17 protein-coding genes are annotated in these 17,567 nt (G+C 66.9%); 6 read left to right on the top strand and 11 right to left on the bottom strand.

Annotation, left to right across the window (positions count from 1 at the left end; translation table 11 throughout):
• Nucleotides 1–29: 29 nt before the first annotated feature.
• The 4 genes from panD to AC1Z3O_RS01695 all read left to right on the top strand — a co-directional run bounded on the left by panD (nt 30) and on the right by AC1Z3O_RS01695 (nt 3,655).
• Nucleotides 30–392, top strand: a complete 363-nt coding sequence (gene panD / locus AC1Z3O_RS01710) for an aspartate 1-decarboxylase (protein ID WP_483513016.1) — start codon at nt 30–32, stop codon at nt 390–392.
• 235 nt (nt 393–627) lie between these two features.
• Nucleotides 628–972, top strand: coding sequence for an NAD(P) transhydrogenase subunit alpha part 2 (locus AC1Z3O_RS01705; RefSeq protein ID WP_483513015.1), 345 nt, complete (start codon nt 628–630; stop codon nt 970–972).
• The gene (locus tag AC1Z3O_RS01700; RefSeq protein ID WP_483513014.1) at nt 969–2,438 is read left to right on the top strand and encodes an NAD(P)(+) transhydrogenase (Re/Si-specific) subunit beta; all 1,470 of its coding nucleotides are present in this window, start codon (nt 969–971) and stop codon (nt 2,436–2,438) included. The genes AC1Z3O_RS01705 and AC1Z3O_RS01700 overlap by 4 nt, the downstream gene beginning before the upstream one ends.
• Before the next feature lie 170 nt (nt 2,439–2,608).
• A complete protein-coding gene (locus AC1Z3O_RS01695) occupies nt 2,609–3,655 on the top strand; it encodes a response regulator (protein WP_483513013.1) in 1,047 nt (348 codons plus the stop codon).
• A 52-nt stretch (nt 3,656–3,707) separates the two neighbouring features.
• On the opposite strand, the gene AC1Z3O_RS01690 is transcribed toward AC1Z3O_RS01695, so the two are convergent.
• From AC1Z3O_RS01690 to AC1Z3O_RS01650, 9 genes are all read right to left on the bottom strand, one after another.
• Entirely contained in the window at nt 3,708–4,952 is a 1,245-nt protein-coding gene (locus AC1Z3O_RS01690; RefSeq protein WP_483513012.1) for a THUMP domain-containing class I SAM-dependent RNA methyltransferase, read from the bottom strand.
• A gap of 135 nt (nt 4,953–5,087) precedes the next feature.
• The gene (locus AC1Z3O_RS01685) at nt 5,088–5,693 is read right to left on the bottom strand and encodes a DsbA family protein (RefSeq protein WP_483513011.1); all 606 of its coding nucleotides are present in this window, start codon (nt 5,691–5,693) and stop codon (nt 5,088–5,090) included.
• A gap of 170 nt (nt 5,694–5,863) precedes the next feature.
• The gene (locus AC1Z3O_RS01680) at nt 5,864–6,286 is read right to left on the bottom strand and encodes a CopD family protein (RefSeq protein WP_483513010.1); all 423 of its coding nucleotides are present in this window, start codon (nt 6,284–6,286) and stop codon (nt 5,864–5,866) included.
• Nucleotides 6,287–6,396: 110 nt separating this feature from the next.
• Nucleotides 6,397–7,677, bottom strand: coding sequence for a glutamate-5-semialdehyde dehydrogenase (locus AC1Z3O_RS01675; RefSeq protein ID WP_483513009.1), 1,281 nt, complete (start codon nt 7,675–7,677; stop codon nt 6,397–6,399).
• 84 nt (nt 7,678–7,761) lie between these two features.
• Nucleotides 7,762–8,811 carry a DNA polymerase III subunit delta gene (gene holA, locus AC1Z3O_RS01670; RefSeq protein WP_483513007.1) on the bottom strand — a complete coding sequence of 350 codons (1,050 nt, stop codon included), beginning with the start codon at nt 8,809–8,811 and terminating at the stop codon, nt 7,762–7,764.
• A gap of 32 nt (nt 8,812–8,843) precedes the next feature.
• A complete protein-coding gene (locus tag AC1Z3O_RS01665; protein ID WP_483513005.1) occupies nt 8,844–9,359 on the bottom strand; it encodes an LPS-assembly lipoprotein LptE in 516 nt (171 codons plus the stop codon).
• 34 nt (nt 9,360–9,393) lie between these two features.
• Nucleotides 9,394–12,015, bottom strand: coding sequence for a leucine--tRNA ligase (leuS, locus tag AC1Z3O_RS01660; protein WP_483513003.1), 2,622 nt, complete (start codon nt 12,013–12,015; stop codon nt 9,394–9,396).
• 208 nt (nt 12,016–12,223) lie between these two features.
• Nucleotides 12,224–13,021, bottom strand: a complete 798-nt coding sequence (dapB, locus tag AC1Z3O_RS01655; RefSeq protein ID WP_483513002.1) for a 4-hydroxy-tetrahydrodipicolinate reductase — start codon at nt 13,019–13,021, stop codon at nt 12,224–12,226.
• A gap of 103 nt (nt 13,022–13,124) precedes the next feature.
• Entirely contained in the window at nt 13,125–13,787 is a 663-nt protein-coding gene (locus AC1Z3O_RS01650) for an outer membrane protein assembly factor BamE (RefSeq protein WP_483513000.1), read from the bottom strand.
• Nucleotides 13,788–13,973: 186 nt separating this feature from the next.
• Between AC1Z3O_RS01650 and fur the strand changes: the two genes are divergently transcribed.
• On the top strand, nt 13,974–14,405 hold the full coding sequence (fur, locus tag AC1Z3O_RS01645; protein WP_483512998.1) for a ferric iron uptake transcriptional regulator: 432 nt from the start codon (nt 13,974–13,976) through the stop codon (nt 14,403–14,405).
• A gap of 134 nt (nt 14,406–14,539) precedes the next feature.
• Here the strand turns inward: fur and AC1Z3O_RS01640 are convergent, their stop codons facing one another.
• On the bottom strand, nt 14,540–15,523 hold the full coding sequence (locus AC1Z3O_RS01640) for a LysR family transcriptional regulator (RefSeq protein ID WP_483512997.1): 984 nt from the start codon (nt 15,521–15,523) through the stop codon (nt 14,540–14,542).
• A gap of 282 nt (nt 15,524–15,805) precedes the next feature.
• Here AC1Z3O_RS01640 and AC1Z3O_RS01635 point away from each other — a divergent pair, with 282 nt between their 5' ends.
• Nucleotides 15,806–16,414, top strand: a complete 609-nt coding sequence (locus AC1Z3O_RS01635) for a flavin reductase family protein (protein WP_483512995.1) — start codon at nt 15,806–15,808, stop codon at nt 16,412–16,414.
• Between the two features lie 99 nt (nt 16,415–16,513).
• Here the strand turns inward: AC1Z3O_RS01635 and gap are convergent, their stop codons facing one another.
• A complete protein-coding gene (gene gap / locus AC1Z3O_RS01630) occupies nt 16,514–17,512 on the bottom strand; it encodes a type I glyceraldehyde-3-phosphate dehydrogenase (RefSeq protein ID WP_483512993.1) in 999 nt (332 codons plus the stop codon).
• Nucleotides 17,513–17,567: the final 55 nt, after the last annotated feature.

The following is a 17,567-nucleotide window of genomic DNA, read 5'->3' as shown; positions in this document are numbered from 1 at the left end:
GACCAGCATCAACAAAGGACGTATCACCCATGCAACGCATCATGCTCCGCGCCAAGCTCCACCGTGTCACCGTGACGCAGGCCGACCTGAACTACGAAGGTTCGTGCGGCATCGACCCGGATCTGCTCGACGCGGCCGACATGAAGGAGTTCGAGAAGATCGAGCTGTACAACGTCAACAACGGCGAACGCTTCTCGACCTACATCATCATCGGCGAGCGTGGTAGCGGCGAGATCTCGCTGAACGGCGCCGCGGCACGCCGCGCCCACCTCGGCGACCAGCTCATCATCTGCACCTACGCGCCGATGAGCGACGAGGAGATCGCCAGCTACAAGCCCAAGGTCATCCTGGTCAACGAGAAGAACGCCATCAAGGAAATCAAGAAGTTCTGAGGCGCTCGTTCATGACATCCGCCCACTGGCACAGGGTTCCATATCGCTCGCCGGACGCAAGCCGGCGCGCGCTGCCCTGCCCTGCCGGCGGCGCGGGGAAGCTGCTGGCGGGCAGGGGCGGCGCGCCGCCCCGCGGCCAGCCGCGCCGGCCGTGCCGGCATTCGTGACAAGCCAGAGCCCAAGAACAGAGAAGCAGAAGCGGTAGCACGGATTCAAGCAAACGGAGGAGAAGTCGATGGAGATGGTGAACCACACGGTGATCAACCTGATCATCTTCGTGCTGGCAATCTACGTGGGCTACCACGTGGTCTGGACGGTCACGCCAGCGCTGCACACACCGCTGATGGCGGTGACCAACGCGATCTCGGCCATCATCATCGTCGGCGCCATGCTGGCGGCCGGCCTGACCGAAGGCGGTGTCGGACGCGCGATGGGCGTATTGGCGGTGGCGCTGGCCGCGGTCAACGTCTTCGGCGGCTTCCTGGTGACCCAGCGCATGCTGGAGATGTTCAAGAAAAAAGAGCCGAAGGCCAAGGCGCCTGAAGGCAAGCCGACCCTGGCCAAGGAGGGTGCGCAATGAGCAGCCTCGTCAGCATGAACCTGGTCACCCTGCTCTACCTGCTCGCCTCGGTCTGCTTCATCCAGGCGCTCAAGGGCCTGTCGCACCCGGCTTCGGCACGCAAGGGCAATGCCTTCGGCATGGTCGGCATGGCCATCGCCGCGCTCACCACCGTGGCGCTGATCGCCAAGCTCAAGGATGACTTCCTGGCTGCCGGCGCGGCCCAGTCCTCGATCGCCACCGGCCTCGGGCTGATCCTGCTGGCGCTGGTCGTCGGCGGCGGCATCGGCGCCTATGTGGCGAAGAAGGTCGAGATGACCAAGATGCCCGAGCTGGTGGCGGCGATGCACTCGCTGATCGGCCTGGCCGCGGTCTTCATCGCGGTGGCGGCGGTCTCCGAGCCGGCCGCCTTCGGCATCGCGCCGCCGGAATCGCACGAGATCCCGATGGGCAACCGCGTGGAGCTGTTCATCGGCTGCTTCGTCGGCGCCATCACCTTCTCGGGCTCGGTGATCGCCTTCGGCAAGCTGGCTGGGCGCTACAAGTTCCGCCTGTTCCAGGGGGCACCGGTGGTGTTCGCCGGGCAGCACTGGCTGAACCTGCTGCTGGCGGTGGCCATGATCGGCTTCGGCGTGGTCTTCTTCCTGACCCAGGGCTGGCTGCCGTTCCTGGTCATGCTGGCCCTCGCCTTCGTGCTGGGTGTGCTGATCATCATCCCGATCGGCGGCGCCGACATGCCGGTGGTGGTGTCGATGCTGAACTCCTACTCGGGCTGGGCGGCGGCAGGCATCGGTTTCTCGCTGAACAACCCGATGCTGATCATCGCCGGCTCGCTGGTGGGTTCGAGCGGTGCCATCCTCTCGTACATCATGTGCAAGGCGATGAACCGCTCGTTCTTCAACGTGCTGCTGGGCGGCTTCGGCGGCGCAACGGCGGCCTCGGCCGCGGCCGGCCAGGCCCAGCGCAACGTGAAGTCCGGCTCCGCCGACGATGCCGCCTTCCTGATGGGCAATGCCGAGACCGTGATCATCGTGCCGGGCTACGGCCTGGCGGTGGCACGCGCGCAGCATGCGCTCAAGGAGCTGACCGAGATGCTTTCCGAGAAGGGCGTCACGGTCAAGTACGCCATCCACCCGGTGGCCGGGCGCATGCCCGGGCACATGAACGTGCTGCTGGCCGAGGCCGAGGTGCCCTACGACCAGGTCTTCGAGATGGAGGACATCAACAGCGAGTTCGGCCAGGCCGACGTGGTGCTGGTGCTGGGCGCCAACGACGTGGTCAACCCGGCGGCCAAGACCGACCCGAACTCCCCGATCGCCGGCATGCCGATCCTGGAGGCCTACAAGGCCAAGACCATCATCGTCAACAAGCGCTCCATGGCCGCCGGCTACGCGGGCCTGGACAACGAGCTGTTCTACATGGACAAGACCATGATGGTGTTCGGCGACGCCAAGAAGGTGGTCGAGGACATGGTCAAGGCAGTCTGACAGACCGCCGGTGCGCCCCGTCCGGGGCGCACCATGACAGGGTTCGATTGCACCGTACCACCGGCGCGCTATACTGCCTTGCCACCGAGGCAGAGTGCGGGCGCCCGCAGGCCCCGCCCCAGACGCCGAACCCTTGCCTGCCGTGCGGCCCGCACGGCGACCGAACCGCCATGACATTCAGCCCGCACGACCGGAACCTGTCGGTCTTCCATCACCCGATCCTGACGGTCCTGGTGGACGACAGCAGGTCGTTCATCGACAGCCTGGCCTTCCAGATGGATGCCTCGCGCGCGGTGGTCTCTTTCACCGATCCGCGCGAAGCGCTGCAATGGATCCGCGACTCGTACACCACGCGCTTCCCGGGCTTCCTGCCCGTGCGCGTGACGCATGACGACCTGACCTTCCTCAGCGAACGGCGCACCGTGCAGCTCGACGTCGACCGCATCTACCGGCAGATCCACGACATTCACCGCTTCCTGCAGCCAGGCGTGGTGGTGGTCGATTACTCGATGCCGCAGATGGACGGGCTGAGCTTCTGCCAGGCGCTGCAGGACCTGCCCTGCAAGACCATCCTGCTGACCGGCACCGCCGACGAGAGCATCGCCGTGCAGGGCTTCAACCACGGCCTGATCGACCGCTACGTCAAGAAGCACGAAAGCAATATGGTGGGGCGCCTGAACCAGGAGATCGATGCGCTGCAGCAGCAGTACTTCACCGTGCTGTCGCGCACGCTGCGCGACCTGCTGACACGCCACTCGTATTCCTTCCTGTCGGACCCGGCGATGGCCGAGCGCGTGCGCCAGATCGCGGCGCGCTACAACTTCGTCGAGTACTACCTCTACCCGAACCCGGTCGGCATCCTGATGCTGACGCCGCAGGGCCAGGGCACGCTGATGGTGATCGAGACCCAGGCGGGACTGATGAGCCAGGTCGAGTCGGCCGAGGCCTATGATGCGCCGGCACCGCTGGTCGAAGGCCTGCGCGAGGGCCGTATCGTGCCCTTCTTCTGGCCGGGCAACGGCATGTTCACGCCGGCCTGTGTCGACTGGGAACAGTACTGCCTGCCGGCCGAGCGCTGCGATGGCCGCGAGACGTACTACTACGCGCTGTTCGACCTGCCGCGCCACCTGCTGCAGGAGCCGGTCGTCAGCTACCAGTCCTTCCTTGCCGATTTCGCGCGCGACCCCGGCGCCCTGACCGGCCTCAAGCAGGGCTGAGGGGACCTTCCCGTTGCCCCATTGCCGGGGCCCCGGCCCGGCCAAATAGCCCCTACGCGGCGCGGTTTCCGCCCCGCACCATGTCGAAGCGGAACAGCCGGCACTCGATATTGCCGTTGAAGAGCGGCGTGCGGCGTGACTCCTTCAGTCGCAGCCGCCGCGGCAGGCCGAGGTCGCCAGTGAAGACCCAGGCCTGCCAGCCGGCGAACTGTTGCTTCAATGTCGTGGCAAAGGCCGCGGCGAACTGGTTGGCCGCCGCTTCCTCGGCCTCGTCCCTCGGCATCTCGTCCTCCGGCTGCCGGCGCGCGCCGCGCACTGCGATACGCTCGCCGTAGGGGGGATTCATCAACAGCAAGCCCGGCTCGCCGAAAGGCGGCTGGGTATGGCGGGCATCCACCTGCTTCAGGCGCGCTTCGCCGGGCAGGCCGGCGCGCTGCCAGTTGGCCTGGGCCATCGCCAGCATATCGGTGGAGATGTCGCTGCCGGCAATCTGCAGCCCGTCGGCGCTGGCCAGCATGCGGGCGCGCTGCGCGTCGCTTTTCAGCGCCTGCCAGGCCTTGCCATCCAGGCCCTTGAGCCATTCGAAGGCGAAGCTGCGGCTGGCACCGGGCGCCAGCCCCAGCGCCACCTGGGCCGCCTCGACCATGAAGGTACCGCTGCCGCACATCGGGTCGTAGAAGGGGCGTCCGGTCTGGCCGGGTACCCAGCCGGCCAGGCGCAGGATGCCGGCCGCAAGGTTCTCCTTGAGCGGCGCCTCGCCCTTCTCCATGCGCCAGCCGCGCTTGAACAGCGGCTCGCCGGAGGTATCGAGGTAAAGCGTGCAGTCGCGTTCGGTCAGGTGGGCATAGATGCGCACGTCCGGGCTGACGGTGTCGACGCTGGGCCTCGCGCCCAGGCGCTCGCGCATGGCGTCGCAGATGCCGTCCTTGACACGCAGCGCAACAAAATTCAGGCTCTGCAGCGGCGACTTGTTCGCGGTCACGTCCACCCGCAGCGTTTCGTCCGGCGAGAACCACTGCTCCCAGCGCTGCGCGCGCACCAGCGCGTAGACGTCGTCCTCGCGGCGGTAGCCGCGCGCGGCCACGCGCATCAGCACGCGGCTGGCGATGCGCGAATGCAGGTTGACCGCATAGGCCGCCGCGGGGGGGCCGGAGAACTCCACCCCGCCCGGTACCTCGCGGTGTACCTGGAAGGGCGCGACCGAGGCCACGCCGGGGCGCGCCGCGATCTCGCGCAACTCATCGGCGAGGGCGGTCTCGAGGCCGCGCGGGCAAGGGGCGAAGAAGGCTTGGGTCATGGGGTTCCTGCAATGAAAGGTCGCGCTGCCGGCAGGCCGGACGCGCGGCCGGCAAAAAAACGAAAACGTCCGCCAGGGCGGACGGTAGCATACCCGCAGCGCCTGCGCGCCACGGGCGGTAAGGTCGGGGCCGGCTCAGCCTGCCGCCAGCGCCCGCTCCAGGAAATCGAGCCGGTCCTGGCCCCAGAACGACTCGCCGTTGTAGACATACCAGGGCGCGCCGAACACGCCGGCCGAGATCGCATCCTGCGTATGCTGGACATAGGCGGCCTGCACCGCCTGCGCTTCGCTCGCCTTGAGCAAGGCCGCGCCGTCCAGCCCGGCCTCGCCGGCGATCTGGGCCAGCGTGGCGGCATCGGCGATGTTGCGCTGCTCGGCCCACACGGCGCGGCCGATGGCGCCGGTCAGTTGCATCGCGCGCGCCGTGCCGTGTGCCAGCTGGGTGGCGATGATCAGCCTGCTGGCCGCGTCGCCGGACACCGGGAAGAAGGTCGGCTGCGGATTCAGCGGCATGCCCAGGAAGCGGCTCCAGCGCTCCAGCTCGACCAGCCGGTAGGCCTGACGCTGCGGCGGGCGCTGGGCCAGCGGCAGTCCGCCGGAGACGGCGAAGACCTTGCCCAGGTCGCAGGGCTTCAGGTTGACCTGGACGCCATGCTTGGCGACGATCGCGGCGAAGCGCTCGTGGCCCAGGTAGACGAACGGCGAGGGGGCGGTGAAATAGTAGTCGACCTGCTTGCTCATCTGCATTGTCTCGCTAAGTCATGCGCCGGGCCTGCGGGCACCGGCGGGTTCGGTACGGCTGGTTAGTCCACTGAATCACTGAAATTGGTCGGTGCCTGCCATTTCAATGATTCAGCGGACTAGGTATCAGGGCACGATGTCGCGCGGCAGACCGCCGCGCGCGCCTCGTTTCAGAACGGCTTGACCACCACCAGGATCACGACAGCCAGCAGCACCAGCACCGGCAACTCGTTGAACCAGCGGTAGAAGGTGTGCGAGCGCGTATTGCGCCCGGCCTCGAACTTGCGCAGCAGCACGCCGCAGCCGTGGTGGTAGCCGATCAGCACCAGCACCAGCGCCAGCTTGGCATGCATCCAGCCCTGCCCCGGGCCACGCCCGATGCCGTAGCCCAGGTAGAGCCACAGGCCGAAGGCCACGGCCGGCACCGCCAGCATGGTCATGAAGCGGAACAGCTTGCGCGCCATCAGCAGCAGCCGCTGCACGCTGGTGGCGTCGGACTCCATCGCCAGGTTGACGAAAATGCGCGGCAGGTAGAACAGGCCGGCGAACCATGAAATGACGAAGACGATGTGCAGCGCTTTGACCCAGAGCATCGGCAGGCGGAAGGTGGCGAGGGGTGGCGTGAGGTGTTGTAGGACGGCGGGGGGGCGGCTGCGGCTGATGCCAGCGCGCGGCAGGGGCCGGTCCTGCCGGCCCCGCGCGCTCAGGTGCGGATCTCGCCGTGGCCGAAGACCACGTACTTCAGCGAGGTCAGGCCTTCCAGGCCGACCGGGCCGCGCGCGTGCAGCTTGTCATTGGAAATGCCGATCTCCGCGCCCAGGCCGTATTCGAAGCCGTCCGCGAAGCGGGTGGAGGCGTTGATCATCACGCTGGCCGAGTCCACTTCGCGCAGGAAGCGCAGGCCGGTGGAGTAATTCTCGGTAATGATGGAATCGGTGTGCGCCGAGCCGTAGGTATTGATGTGCTCGATGGCGGCGTCCACATCGTCGACGGTGCGGATGGCCAGCACCGGCGCCAGGTATTCCAGGCGCCAGTCTTCCTCGGTGGCATCGATCAGGCTGCCGAAGCCGGCGGCCTCCAGCGTGGCGCGCGTATCGGCGCACACGCGCAGCTCGACGCCCTTGTCCTGGTAGATGCGGCACAGCGGCGGCAGCACGGTGGGCGCGATATCGCGCGCCACCAGCAGCGTTTCCATCGTGTTGCAAGGCGCGTAGCGTTGCGTCTTGGCGTTGTCGCAGACGCTCACCGCCTTCTCCACGTCGGCATCGACGTCGATAAAGACGTGGCAGATGCCGTCCAGGTGCTTGATCATCGGCACCCGCGCTTCCTGCATCAGCCGCGCGATCAGGCTCTTGCCGCCGCGCGGCACGATCACGTCGACATACTCGGTCATGGTGATCAACCGGCCCACCGCCGCGCGGTCGGTCACCTCGATCACCTGCACGGCTTCGGCGGGCAGGCCGGCCGAGGCCAAACCCTCGGCCACCAGCGCAGCCAGCGCCGTATTGGATTCGATCGCCTCCGAACCGCCGCGCAGGATGGTGGCGTTGCCGGACTTCAGGCACAGCGCCGCAGCGTCGATGGTCACGTTGGGGCGCGATTCGTAGATGATGCCGATCACGCCCAGCGGCACGCGCATCTGGCCGACCTGGATGCCGGTCGGGCGGAACTTCATATTGCTGATCTCGCCGATCGGGTCGGGCAGCGCAGCGATCTGCTCGAGGCCGGTGGCCATGGTGTCGATGGCCTTGTCCGACAGCGTCAGGCGGTCGATGAAGGCTGCATCCTGCCCATTGGCGCGGGCGCGCTCGACATCGCGCGCGTTGACGGCCTTCAGGCGCTCGGCATCGCGGCGGATGGCGGCGGCGATGGTCAAGAGCGCGCGGTTCTTGTCGGCGGTGCTGGCACGCGTCATCGCGCGCGAGGCGGCGCGGGCCTGCCGGCCGACGCGGTCCATGTAAAGGTTGAGATCGAGCTCGTTCATGTTCCTGGCCAGGGCTTCCCTGTCCTCAATGCTTGATGGTTGCGTGTCCGGTGCCGGCCTGTGGCCGGGTGGGCCGGGTGGGCGCTAGCGCGCGATCATCAGCGCCAGCTGCAGCAGGCCGTCCCACGGTTCGGCCGGCAGCGGCTCGCCGGGGCCGGGCTGCAGCCCCTTGACCTGGCGGTCCAGCCGCGCGGCCAGTGCCAGGGCGGCCTCCAGCCGCGGCATGGACAGGCGCTGCGCGGCCTGCGGCGCGAGCTTTTCGCGCGGGCCCCAGATGCGCAGTTCGCGCGCCATGACGGCGGCGGGCTTGCCGGCCGCCAACCCTTGCCGGAGCTTGGATAATACGCGAATTTCCTCGGCCAGCGCCCACAGCACCAGGACCGTCGCCTCGCCTTCGCCGCGCAGCCCTTCGAGCATGCGCACGAGGCGCGGCACGTCGCCGCCCAGCATGGCCTCCGACAGCTTGAAGACGTCATAGCGCGCCACATTAAGCACGGCGTCATGGACCTGGTCGAAGCTCAGCTCGCCGGGCGGATAGAGCAGGCCCAGCTTCTGGATTTCCTGGTGCGCGGCCAGCAGGTTGCCTTCCACCTTGTCGGCAATGAACTGCAGCGCGCGCCGGCCCGCCTCGCCGCCTTCCACGCGCTGCTGCTGCAGCGCCAGGCGCTCGCCGATCCAGGCCGGCAGGCGGGTGCGGTCGACCATGTCGACCTTGATCGACACGCCGGCGGCCTCCAGCGCCTGGAACCATGCCGACTTGGCCGCGGCGAAGTCCAGCCGCGGCAGCGTCACCAGCAGCAACACGTCGGGAGAGGGCTGGGCCGCCACGGCGCGCAAGGCTTCGCCGCCGTCCTTGCCCGGCTTGCCCGAGGGAATGCGCAGCTCGACCACCTTGCGGTCGCCGAACAATGACATCGATTGCTGGGCCTCGGTGAGCTGGCTCCAGTGGAAGCCGCGCTCGGCCACCAGCACGTCGCGCTCGGTGAAGCCCGCCTCGCGTGCGGCGCGGCGCAGCCGGTCCACGGCCTCCAGCACCAGCAGGTGCTCGTCGCCGTGCACCACATACAACGGCGCGAGGCCCTTGGTCTTGGCCTGGCGCAGGTGCGCTTCGAGTGCGTCTGGCTTGATCTGCATGCGGTGCTTGGGGGCGGCGGAGACTGCCCCGCTCAGAGCGACTTGACCGACGCCAGGCGGCGGATCAGCTGCTGCACGATGTCGCTCTGCATATCGCGGTAGAGCTGCTGCTCCTCGTAGTCCTTGGCCAGCGTGTTCGCTTCGTTGTAGGTCAGGTCGCGCGTCAGCAACAGCTGCGAAGGCGGAATCAGCTCCTTGCCGTCGGCGCCGCGCAGCCGGAAGCTGAAGCGCTGGGTGAGGCGGTACTCGCGCACCACGCCGGCGGTGGTCAGCGACAGGATGGTCTTGGCGCGCGAATCCTGCAGCACGTCGAGCATTGCATCCGCCTGCTTCGGATCGTCGACGATGACGGTATCCGAGCCGCCGCGGATCGTGCGGCGCAGATCGGCGCCCATCTGCGTGTTCGCCGGAATGCCGATGTACAGCCGCTTGAAGGCGAAGTCGCTATTGCCGCGCAGGTGGAAGCCGCAACCGCCCAGCAGGCCGGCGGCCCCGCCGGCCAGCATCAGGGCGAGCGCCTTGCGGCGGTTCGTGCTCGGGCGGTCCATGTCGTTGACGTTCCTCGGATGATGGGTGGCGCGCTTACAGCACCACGTTGACCAGGCGGCCCGGCACCACGACGATCTTCTTCGGCATGGCGCCCGCGGCGAACTTCGCCACCGTCTCGCTGGCGGCGGCGACGGCCTCGATGGCGGCACGGTCGGCCCCGGCCGGCACCACGATGCTGCCGCGCACCTTGCCGTTGACCTGCAGCACCAGCTCGATCTCGCTCTGCACCAGCGCGGCCTCATCGACCTGCGGCCACGGCGCATCGAGCAGGTCGCCAGCTTCGGCGGCGTAGCCCAGCTGCTGCCAAAGCACGTGGGTGACGTGCGGCACCACCGGATAGAGCGCGCGCAGCAGGATGCCGAAGCACTCGCGGCGCGCCGCCGGCGAAGCCGTCTTGGCGTCCTCGAGCGCATTGAGCATCTTCATCGTGGCCGACACCACGGTGTTGTACTGGATGCGCTGGTAGTCGTAGTTGGCCTGCTTGAGCACGCCGTGGATCTCACGGCGAAGCGCACGATCGGCCTCGGCCGGCGCGGCGGTGCCCGCCGCGCGGATGGCTTCGGCGTGGGCGTAACCATAGTTCCAGACGCGGCGCAGGAAGCGCGAGGCCCCTTCCACACCCGAGCCGCTCCACTCGAGCTGCTGCTCGGGTGGCGCGGCGAACATCACGAACAGGCGTGCGGTGTCCGCGCCATACTGGTCGATCAGCGCCTGTGGGTCGATGCCGTTGTTCTTGGACTTCGACATCTTCTCCACGCCGCCGATCACCACCGGCTGGCCGTCCGCCTTCAGCGTGGCGCCCAGCGGGCGGCCGCGCTCGTCGGTCTGCACGTCGACTTCGGCCGGGTTGTACCAGTGCTTCTTGCCCGATGCGTCCTCGCGGTAGTAGGTCTCGTTGAGCACCATGCCCTGGGTCAGCAGGTTGGCGAAGGGCTCATCGAACTTGACCAGGCCCAGGTCGCGCATCACCTTGGTCCAGAAGCGCGCGTACAGCAGGTGCAGGATCGCGTGCTCGATGCCGCCGATGTACTGGTCCATCGGCATCCAGTAATCGTTGCGCGCATCGACCATGGTGGCCGCGTCCGGGCAGGTGTAGCGCATGTAGTACCAGCACGAGTCGATGAAGGTATCCATCGTGTCGGTCTCGCGCCGCGCCGGCTTGCCGCAGGACGGGCAGGTGCAGTCCAGGAAGCGCGGGTCCTTGGCCAGCGGGTTGCCGGTGCCGTCCGGCACCAGGTCCTCGGGCAGCACCACGGGCAGGTCCTGCTCGGGCACCGGCACCACCCCGCAGCTGTCGCAGTGGATCAGCGGGATCGGGGTGCCCCAGTAGCGCTGGCGCGAAATGCCCCAGTCGCGCAGGCGCCAGGTGACCTTCTTCTCGCCCAGGTCCTGCGCGGCCAGGTCGGCCGCGATGGCATCGACCGCGGCTTCGTAGCCCAGGCCGTCGTACTTGCCGCTATGGATGCAGCGGCCGTGTTCCTTGTCGGCGTACCAATCCGCCCAGGCCTCGGTCGAATAGGCCTGGCCCTTGACGTCGATGACCTGCTTGATCGGCAGGCCGTACTTGCGCGCGAAGGCGAAGTCGCGCTCGTCGTGCGCCGGCACGCCCATCACCGCGCCGTCGCCGTAGCTCATCAGCACGTAGTTGCCGACCCACACCTCGACCGGCTCGCCGGTCAGCGGATGCGTGACCTTGAGACCGGTCGGCATGCCCTTCTTCTCCATGGTCGCCATGTCGGCTTCCATGACCGAGCCGTGCTTGCACTCTTCGATAAAGGCGGCCAGTTCCGGGTTGCCGGCGGCGGCGTGCGTGGCCAGCGGGTGCTCGGCGGCCACCGCGCAGAACGTCACGCCCATGATGGTGTCGGCGCGCGTGGTGAACACGTACAGCTTGCCGCCGTTGATGGGCTTGCCATCGTCGCCGGGGATGTCATGCGGGAAGGCGAAGCGCACACCTTCGCTCTTGCCGATCCAGTTCTGCTGCATCACCTTGACGCGCTCGGGCCAGCCGAGGCCGTCCAGGTCGCCCAGCAGCTCCTGCGCGTAGTCGGTGATGCGCAGGTAGTACATCGGGATCTCGCGCTTCTCCACCACCGCGCCCGAACGCCAGCCGCGGCCGTCGATGACCTGCTCGTTGGCCAGCACGGTCTGGTCGACCGGGTCCCAGTTGACGGTGCCGGTCTTGCGGTAGGCGATGCCCTTTTCCAGCATCTTCAGGAACAGCCACTGGTTCCAGCGGTAGTAGTCCGGGCTGCAGGTGGCAACCTCGCGCGACCAGTCGATGGCCAGGCCCATCGACTGCATCTGCTTCTTCATGTAAGCGATGTTGTCGTAGGTCCAGGCCGCCGGCGCGACGCCGTTGTTCAGCGCGGCATTCTCGGCGGGCATGCCGAAGGCGTCCCAGCCCATCGGCATCAGCACGTTCTTGCCGTTCATGCGCAGGTAGCGCGCCATCACGTCGTTGATGGTGTAGTTGCGCACATGGCCCATGTGCAGCTTGCCCGAGGGGTAAGGCAGCATCGAGCAGGCGTAGAACTTCGACTTCTCCTTGCCGTCGGCCTCCTTTGCATGCTCCGACACGCGATAGGCGTCGATGTCTTGCCAGTGCTGCTGGGCGGCTTGTTCAACGGCGGAGGGAAGATATTTGTCTTGCATGGTCAGGACAGCGATCTGGGCTGCGCCCGGCTGCGGGCCGGCGCTGGCGTGCGCGGATGGTGGAAACGTAAGCGGCGGACGGCCTTGCGGCGCCCGCCTCGATCTGGTGCTGCAAAAGTGCTGCTGGGTGCTGCTCGGTGCGGCGATTGCGAAAGGCCGATTATAACCGTCGGCAGTGCGGCGACGGTCGCTTCGGCCCGCCCGGCGCTCACTTCAGGCCGAGCACGTCCTGCATGTCAAACATGCCGCTGGGCTTGTCGGCGAGAAAACGTGCCGCCCGCACCGCGCCGTCCGCGTACGACTGGCGGCTCGACGACTTGTGGCTGATCTCGATGCGCTCGCCGATGCCGGCGAACATCACGGTGTGGTCGCCGACGATGTCGCCCCCACGCACGGTGGCGAAGCCGATCGAATTGGCATCGCGCTCGCCGGTATGGCCTTCGCGGGCGAACACGCCGCAAGTCTTCAGGTCGCGGCCGAGCGCCTTGGCCACCACCTCGCCCATGGCCAGCGCGGTGCCCGACGGTGCATCCACCTTGAAACGGTGGTGGGCTTCGATGATCTCGATGTCATAGCCGGTGGACAGCAGCTTGGCCGCCACTTCCAGCAGCTTGAAGGTGGCGTTGACGCCCACGCTCATATTGGCCGCGAAGACCACGCCGATCGACTTGGCCGCCTCGGCCAGCGCGGCCTTGCCCGCCTCGTCGAAACCCGTGGTGCCGATCACCATCTTGATGCCCAGGCGCTTGGCAACTTCCAGGTGCGCCAGCGTGCCCGCGGGACGGGTGAAATCGATCAGGCAGTCCGCGCCCGACAGCGCGGCCTCGATGTCCGACGTGATCAGCACGCCGGTCTGCCGCCCGAGGAAGAGGCCAGCATCCTGGCCCAGCGCGGCAGCGCCCGGCACGTCCAGCGCGCCGGCCAGCTCGACCCCCTCGGTATTCAGCACTTGTTCGATCAGCATGCGGCCCATGCGGCCGGATGCTCCTGCGATAGCGATTTGCATAGCGATATCAGAATGCGATGAAGGAAGCCATCACGTCTCGCGCGGCGGACGGATGGCGCAAGGAAGGTGCCGGCATGCCGGCGCGGAGCGCGCGTGGGCGGGCTCAGTTGGCCGGTTTGCCTGTGCTGGCCTGCGTGTTGGCGGCGTCGACGGCCGGCACCGAGGCACTGCCTGCGTCGGCAGCGGGTGCGCTGGCCTCCGCCTGCGGAGCGGCCTGGGCCGGCGCCGCGGCCGGCGCGCTGGCGTCGGCGGGCGCGCTGGCCTGCGGCGCTTCGGCGGCCGGCGCGGATGCGGCGGCCACGGCGCTCTGGCCGATGCTGAGCTTGCCCGGCGTCTGCTCCTTGAGCGCCTTCTTCATGCCATCGATCTCGGCGATCAGCTCGTATTCGGAGGGCAGATCGTCGCCGCCGAACTTGACCAGCTTGTCGCCGTCAAAGAAGACGGTATAGCGGCGCTGCTGCACCACGGGGGTATTGCCGCGGCGGAAGGAGAACACGTAGTCCCAGCGGTTCGAGTGGAAGACGTCGGTCAGCAGCGGCGTGCCGAGCAGGAACTTGACCTGGTCGCGCGTCATCCCCTCGTGCAGTTGCGCCGCCGCCTCGCGGGAGACGAAGTTGCCCTGGACGATATTGATCCGGTACGGGGTGATCATATTCGTCAGCTTGCGCGACGTGGTGTCGTAGGTGGAGCAGGCGGCCAGCAGTGCCGAGGCCAGCAGCGTGAAGGCCAGCGTGGGGCGCATGACGGACGAAGGGAAGGAACGCATGTGTCTCGCTTCGGGTATCAGGGAAATGTGCCGATTCCGGCGTGCACGGCCATCCTGGACGGCCACGTGTGCCGTGATGCGCATTGCCGCACGGCCAGGGCTGGCGCGGGTGCGCCAGGGCGACTTTTGTCACCAAAACCCTTATGATTCAATAATCCAGACATTGTACTCTAGGGAGTCACGCCTATGCCGAGTCCGGCGGACCTCAAAAACATCGGCCTGAAGGCAACCGTCCCGCGCCTCAAGATCCTTGAGATCTTCCAGACCAGCGAACAGCGCCATCTGAGCGCGGAAGACGTCTACCGCATCCTGCTGAGCGAGCACATGGACATCGGCCTTGCCACCGTCTACCGTGTGCTGACCCAGTTCGAGCAGGCCGGCCTGCTCTCACGCAACAACTTCGAATCCGGCAAAGCAATCTTCGAACTCAACGAAGGCAAGCACCACGACCACCTCGTGTGCCTGGACTGCGGAAGAGTCGAGGAGTTCTTCGACTCGGAGATCGAGCAGCGCCAGCAGAGCATTGCGCGCGAACGCGGCTTCGCGCTGCAGGAGCATGCACTGTCGCTCTATGGCAACTGCACCAAGACGGACTGCCCGCACCGGGTCAAGCGCTAGGCTACCCGGGCGCGCACACCGCGCAGACGGTCGACAGGCCCATGACCGCATATGAAAAAACCGGCGATGACGCCGGTTTTTTTCGTCCGCCTGCGCCCGGCCGCCGCATGCGCGGCACGCCGTCGCCGGCACCGTCAGAGCACGTCTTCCGCGGCAACCGTGTGCGCGCTGCGCTGGGCCGCGGGCAGCCCTTCGAACTCTCCCACCACCTGGCGGAACAGGCCGCGCGCCCAGACCAGCATCGGATGCGTATTGCGGCTGCGGTGCCAGAACATATTGAGCCCCAGCGTGGTGTTGATCTCGGCGGGCAGCGGGAAGGCCTTCAGGCCGTAGGTCTCGCACGCCATGTCCTTGGTCAGGGCGTTGACCGTGAAGATCATGTCGGTCTGCGCCGCCAGTTCGGCCTGGGCGCGCCAGGAATGCACGGTCAGCGTGGCATTGCGCTTCAGGCCGCGTTGCTGCAGCGCATAATCGAGCGGAATCAGCGAGGGTGCGGTGCGTCCGGTCGATCCCGAGGGCGCCATGAAGATGTGACCGCAATCCAGGTACTGCTCGAGCGTGCAGCCGTCCTTGAGCAGCGGGTGATGGTTGCGCGCGCAGACCCACAGGCCGAGCGAGCTGACCATCTCTTCGACGATCTCGGGGTGGCGGGTCGGATATGGCGAGAACGCCAGGTCCAGCTCATTGGCGCGCATCGCCGCGATGTCGGCCTCCCAGGAATGGGACTCGGCCAGGCGCAGGTGCAGTTCGGGCGCGAGCTGCTTGACGCGCAGCACGTAGCGATTGAAAAGCGTGTCGCCCAGTTCCGCCGCAAAACCGATATGGAGCGTGCCGGTGGCGATGCCGGGGTCGAAGTTATCCGCGTCGCCCTCGTTGATCGAGGTCCACAGGTCCAGCATGTCGCGGATTTTGGGCCCGAGTTCCAGCGCGCGTGGCGTCGGTGTCAGCCCGTGCGGAACACGGATGAAAAGCGGATCGTCGAAGATCTCCCGCAGACGACCCAGCGAGTGCGAGACCGCCGGCGCCGTCATGTGCATCTTCTCGGCGACGTAGGTGGCATTCCGCTTGCTCAGCAGCTCGGTGAAAATCACCAGCAGCTTGGTGTCAACGTTCACCATGTTTGTGCCCGGCTCAGTTCCGTTTTACAGATGGCGGTCTCAATTGCACGAGCTGCACATCAGATATCAATAAACATTCGCAGTGTAAGTTGAAAATTCCACGTCGGAAAGCAAATTCCGCTTTCTGCACACTGAGAAAACCCGACTTTGGCAGGGATAATTTACATTTCCATGTCTGGGAAAAGTCCGATGAGACACTCAGGCGGACTCACATGCGCAGCAATATAATCCCCCCAACCTGCGCAGGCTGCCGATTCCAGCCAACTTCAGCCGATTCCAAATATGCCCAGCCATCGCCACCCCGTCGAACTTTCCAAAGCCTACCGGCTGCTGAACCACGGCCCCACCGTGCTGGTCAGCGCCGCCGCCGGCGGTCGGCGCAATATCATGGCGGCCGCCTGGGCCATGCCGCTCGACTTCGACCCGCCCAAGGTCGCCGTGGTCCTGGACAAGAGCACGTGGACACGTGAACTGCTGGAAGCCAGCGGCGAATTCGCCTTGCAGGTGCCGACGCGGGCCCAGCTCGACCTGACGCAGGCACTCGGCTCGCGCAGCGGGCGCGATCTGGTGGAGCGCGACGGGTCGGACAAGTTCGAGGCCTATGGCCTGGAAAGCTTCACGGTCGCGCAGACCAGCGCCCCGCTGCTGGAAGGCTGCGCGGCCTGGCTGGCATGCCGGCTGCTGCCCGAGCCCGCCATCCAGCAGCGCTACGACCTCTTCTTGGGCGAGGTGGTCGCGGCCTGGGCGGATGCGCGCGTATTCAGCAAGGGACGCTGGCATTTCGAGGGCCATGACGAGCTGCGCACCATCCACCATGTCGCCGGCGGGCATTTCCTGCTCGACGGCGCGGCAGTCGATGCACGGCCGCTGGCCGCGCGCGGCGACAGCTGAGCCAGGCGGCTGCGCCTACGCCATCGCAAAAAAGAAAACGCGCCCCGCGGGGCGCGTTTTTCATGGAGGGCGGCCACGTCGGGCCGCCTTGCCGGGTGATTACTTCGCCACCACGCGCACCATCTCCAGCACCTTGTTCGAGTAGCCCCACTCGTTGTCGTACCAGCTCACGACCTTGATGAAGGTCGAGTCCAGCGCGATGCCGGCCTCGGCGTCGAAGATCGAGGTGCGTGCGTCACCGCGGAAGTCGGTGGCGACCACCTTGTCCTCGGTGTAGCCCAGCACGCCCTTCAGCGCGCCCTGGCTCTGGGCCTTCATCTCGGCGCAGATCTCGGCGTAGGTGGCCGGCTTGTCGAGCTCGACGGTCAGGTCGACAACCGACACGTCCGAGGTCGGCACGCGGAACGACATGCCGGTCAGCTTCTTGTTCAGCTCGGGGATCACCACGCCCACGGCCTTGGCGGCGCCGGTCGACGACGGGATGATGTTTTCCAGGATGCCGCGGCCGCCGCGCCAGTCCTTGTTGGACGGGCCGTCGACGGTCTTCTGCGTGGCGGTGGCAGCGTGCACGGTGGTCATCAGGCCGCGCTTGATGCCCCACTTGTCGTTCAGCACCTTGGCGACCGGCGCCAGGCAGTTGGTGGTGCAGGAAGCGTTCGAGATGATCGCTTCGCCCTTGTACGTCTTGTCGTTGACGCCGAAGACGAACATCGGGGTGTCGTCCTTGGACGGGGCCGACATGATCACCTTCTTGGCGCCCGCGTCGAGGTGCTTCTGCGCGCCTTCCTTGGTCAGGAAGATGCCGGTGGATTCCACCACCACGTCGGCGCCGATCTCGCCCCACTTCAGCTCGGCCGGATCCTTGACCGCGGTCAGGCGGATCTTCTTGCCGTTGACGACCAGGGTATTGCCCTCGACCGACACTTCGCCGTCGAAGCGGCCGTGCACCGAGTCGTACTTCAGCATGTAAGCCAGGTAGTCCGGCTCGAGCAGGTCATTGATGCCGACGACTTCGATGTCGTTGAAGTTGGCGACGGCGGCACGGAACACCATGCGCCCGATGCGGCCGAAGCCGTTGATGCCGATCTTGATGGTCATTGTCACTCTCCTGAAATACTTGATCGATGAATGCAACGTGGCCGCTGCGCCAGCC

Source organism: Cupriavidus sp. 09_S30, from assembly GCF_056930435.1.
The sequence above is the reverse complement of the archived record's forward strand: the minus strand, read 5'-3'. Positions and strand labels throughout refer to the sequence as shown.

Excerpts from the sequence above, each read along its gene's own strand:
- panD (WP_483513016.1), top strand. The coding sequence starts at position 30 with ATGCAACGCATCATGCTCCGCGCCAAGCTCCACCGTGTCACCGTGACG.
- AC1Z3O_RS01705 (WP_483513015.1), top strand. The coding sequence starts at position 628 with ATGGAGATGGTGAACCACACGGTGATCAACCTGATCATCTTCGTGCTG.
- AC1Z3O_RS01700 (WP_483513014.1), top strand. The coding sequence starts at position 969 with ATGAGCAGCCTCGTCAGCATGAACCTGGTCACCCTGCTCTACCTGCTC.
- AC1Z3O_RS01695 (WP_483513013.1), top strand. The coding sequence starts at position 2,609 with ATGACATTCAGCCCGCACGACCGGAACCTGTCGGTCTTCCATCACCCG.
- AC1Z3O_RS01690 (WP_483513012.1), bottom strand. The coding sequence starts at position 4,952 with ATGACCCAAGCCTTCTTCGCCCCTTGCCCGCGCGGCCTCGAGACCGCC.
- AC1Z3O_RS01685 (WP_483513011.1), bottom strand. The coding sequence starts at position 5,693 with ATGAGCAAGCAGGTCGACTACTATTTCACCGCCCCCTCGCCGTTCGTC.
- AC1Z3O_RS01680 (WP_483513010.1), bottom strand. The coding sequence starts at position 6,286 with ATGCTCTGGGTCAAAGCGCTGCACATCGTCTTCGTCATTTCATGGTTC.
- AC1Z3O_RS01675 (WP_483513009.1), bottom strand. The coding sequence starts at position 7,677 with ATGAACGAGCTCGATCTCAACCTTTACATGGACCGCGTCGGCCGGCAG.
- holA (WP_483513007.1), bottom strand. The coding sequence starts at position 8,811 with ATGCAGATCAAGCCAGACGCACTCGAAGCGCACCTGCGCCAGGCCAAG.
- AC1Z3O_RS01665 (WP_483513005.1), bottom strand. The coding sequence starts at position 9,359 with ATGGACCGCCCGAGCACGAACCGCCGCAAGGCGCTCGCCCTGATGCTG.
- leuS (WP_483513003.1), bottom strand. The coding sequence starts at position 12,015 with ATGCAAGACAAATATCTTCCCTCCGCCGTTGAACAAGCCGCCCAGCAG.
- dapB (WP_483513002.1), bottom strand. The coding sequence starts at position 13,021 with ATGCAAATCGCTATCGCAGGAGCATCCGGCCGCATGGGCCGCATGCTG.
- AC1Z3O_RS01650 (WP_483513000.1), bottom strand. The coding sequence starts at position 13,787 with ATGCGTTCCTTCCCTTCGTCCGTCATGCGCCCCACGCTGGCCTTCACG.
- fur (WP_483512998.1), top strand. The coding sequence starts at position 13,974 with ATGCCGAGTCCGGCGGACCTCAAAAACATCGGCCTGAAGGCAACCGTC.
- AC1Z3O_RS01640 (WP_483512997.1), bottom strand. The coding sequence starts at position 15,523 with ATGGTGAACGTTGACACCAAGCTGCTGGTGATTTTCACCGAGCTGCTG.
- AC1Z3O_RS01635 (WP_483512995.1), top strand. The coding sequence starts at position 15,806 with ATGCCCAGCCATCGCCACCCCGTCGAACTTTCCAAAGCCTACCGGCTG.
- gap (WP_483512993.1), bottom strand. The coding sequence starts at position 17,512 with ATGACCATCAAGATCGGCATCAACGGCTTCGGCCGCATCGGGCGCATG.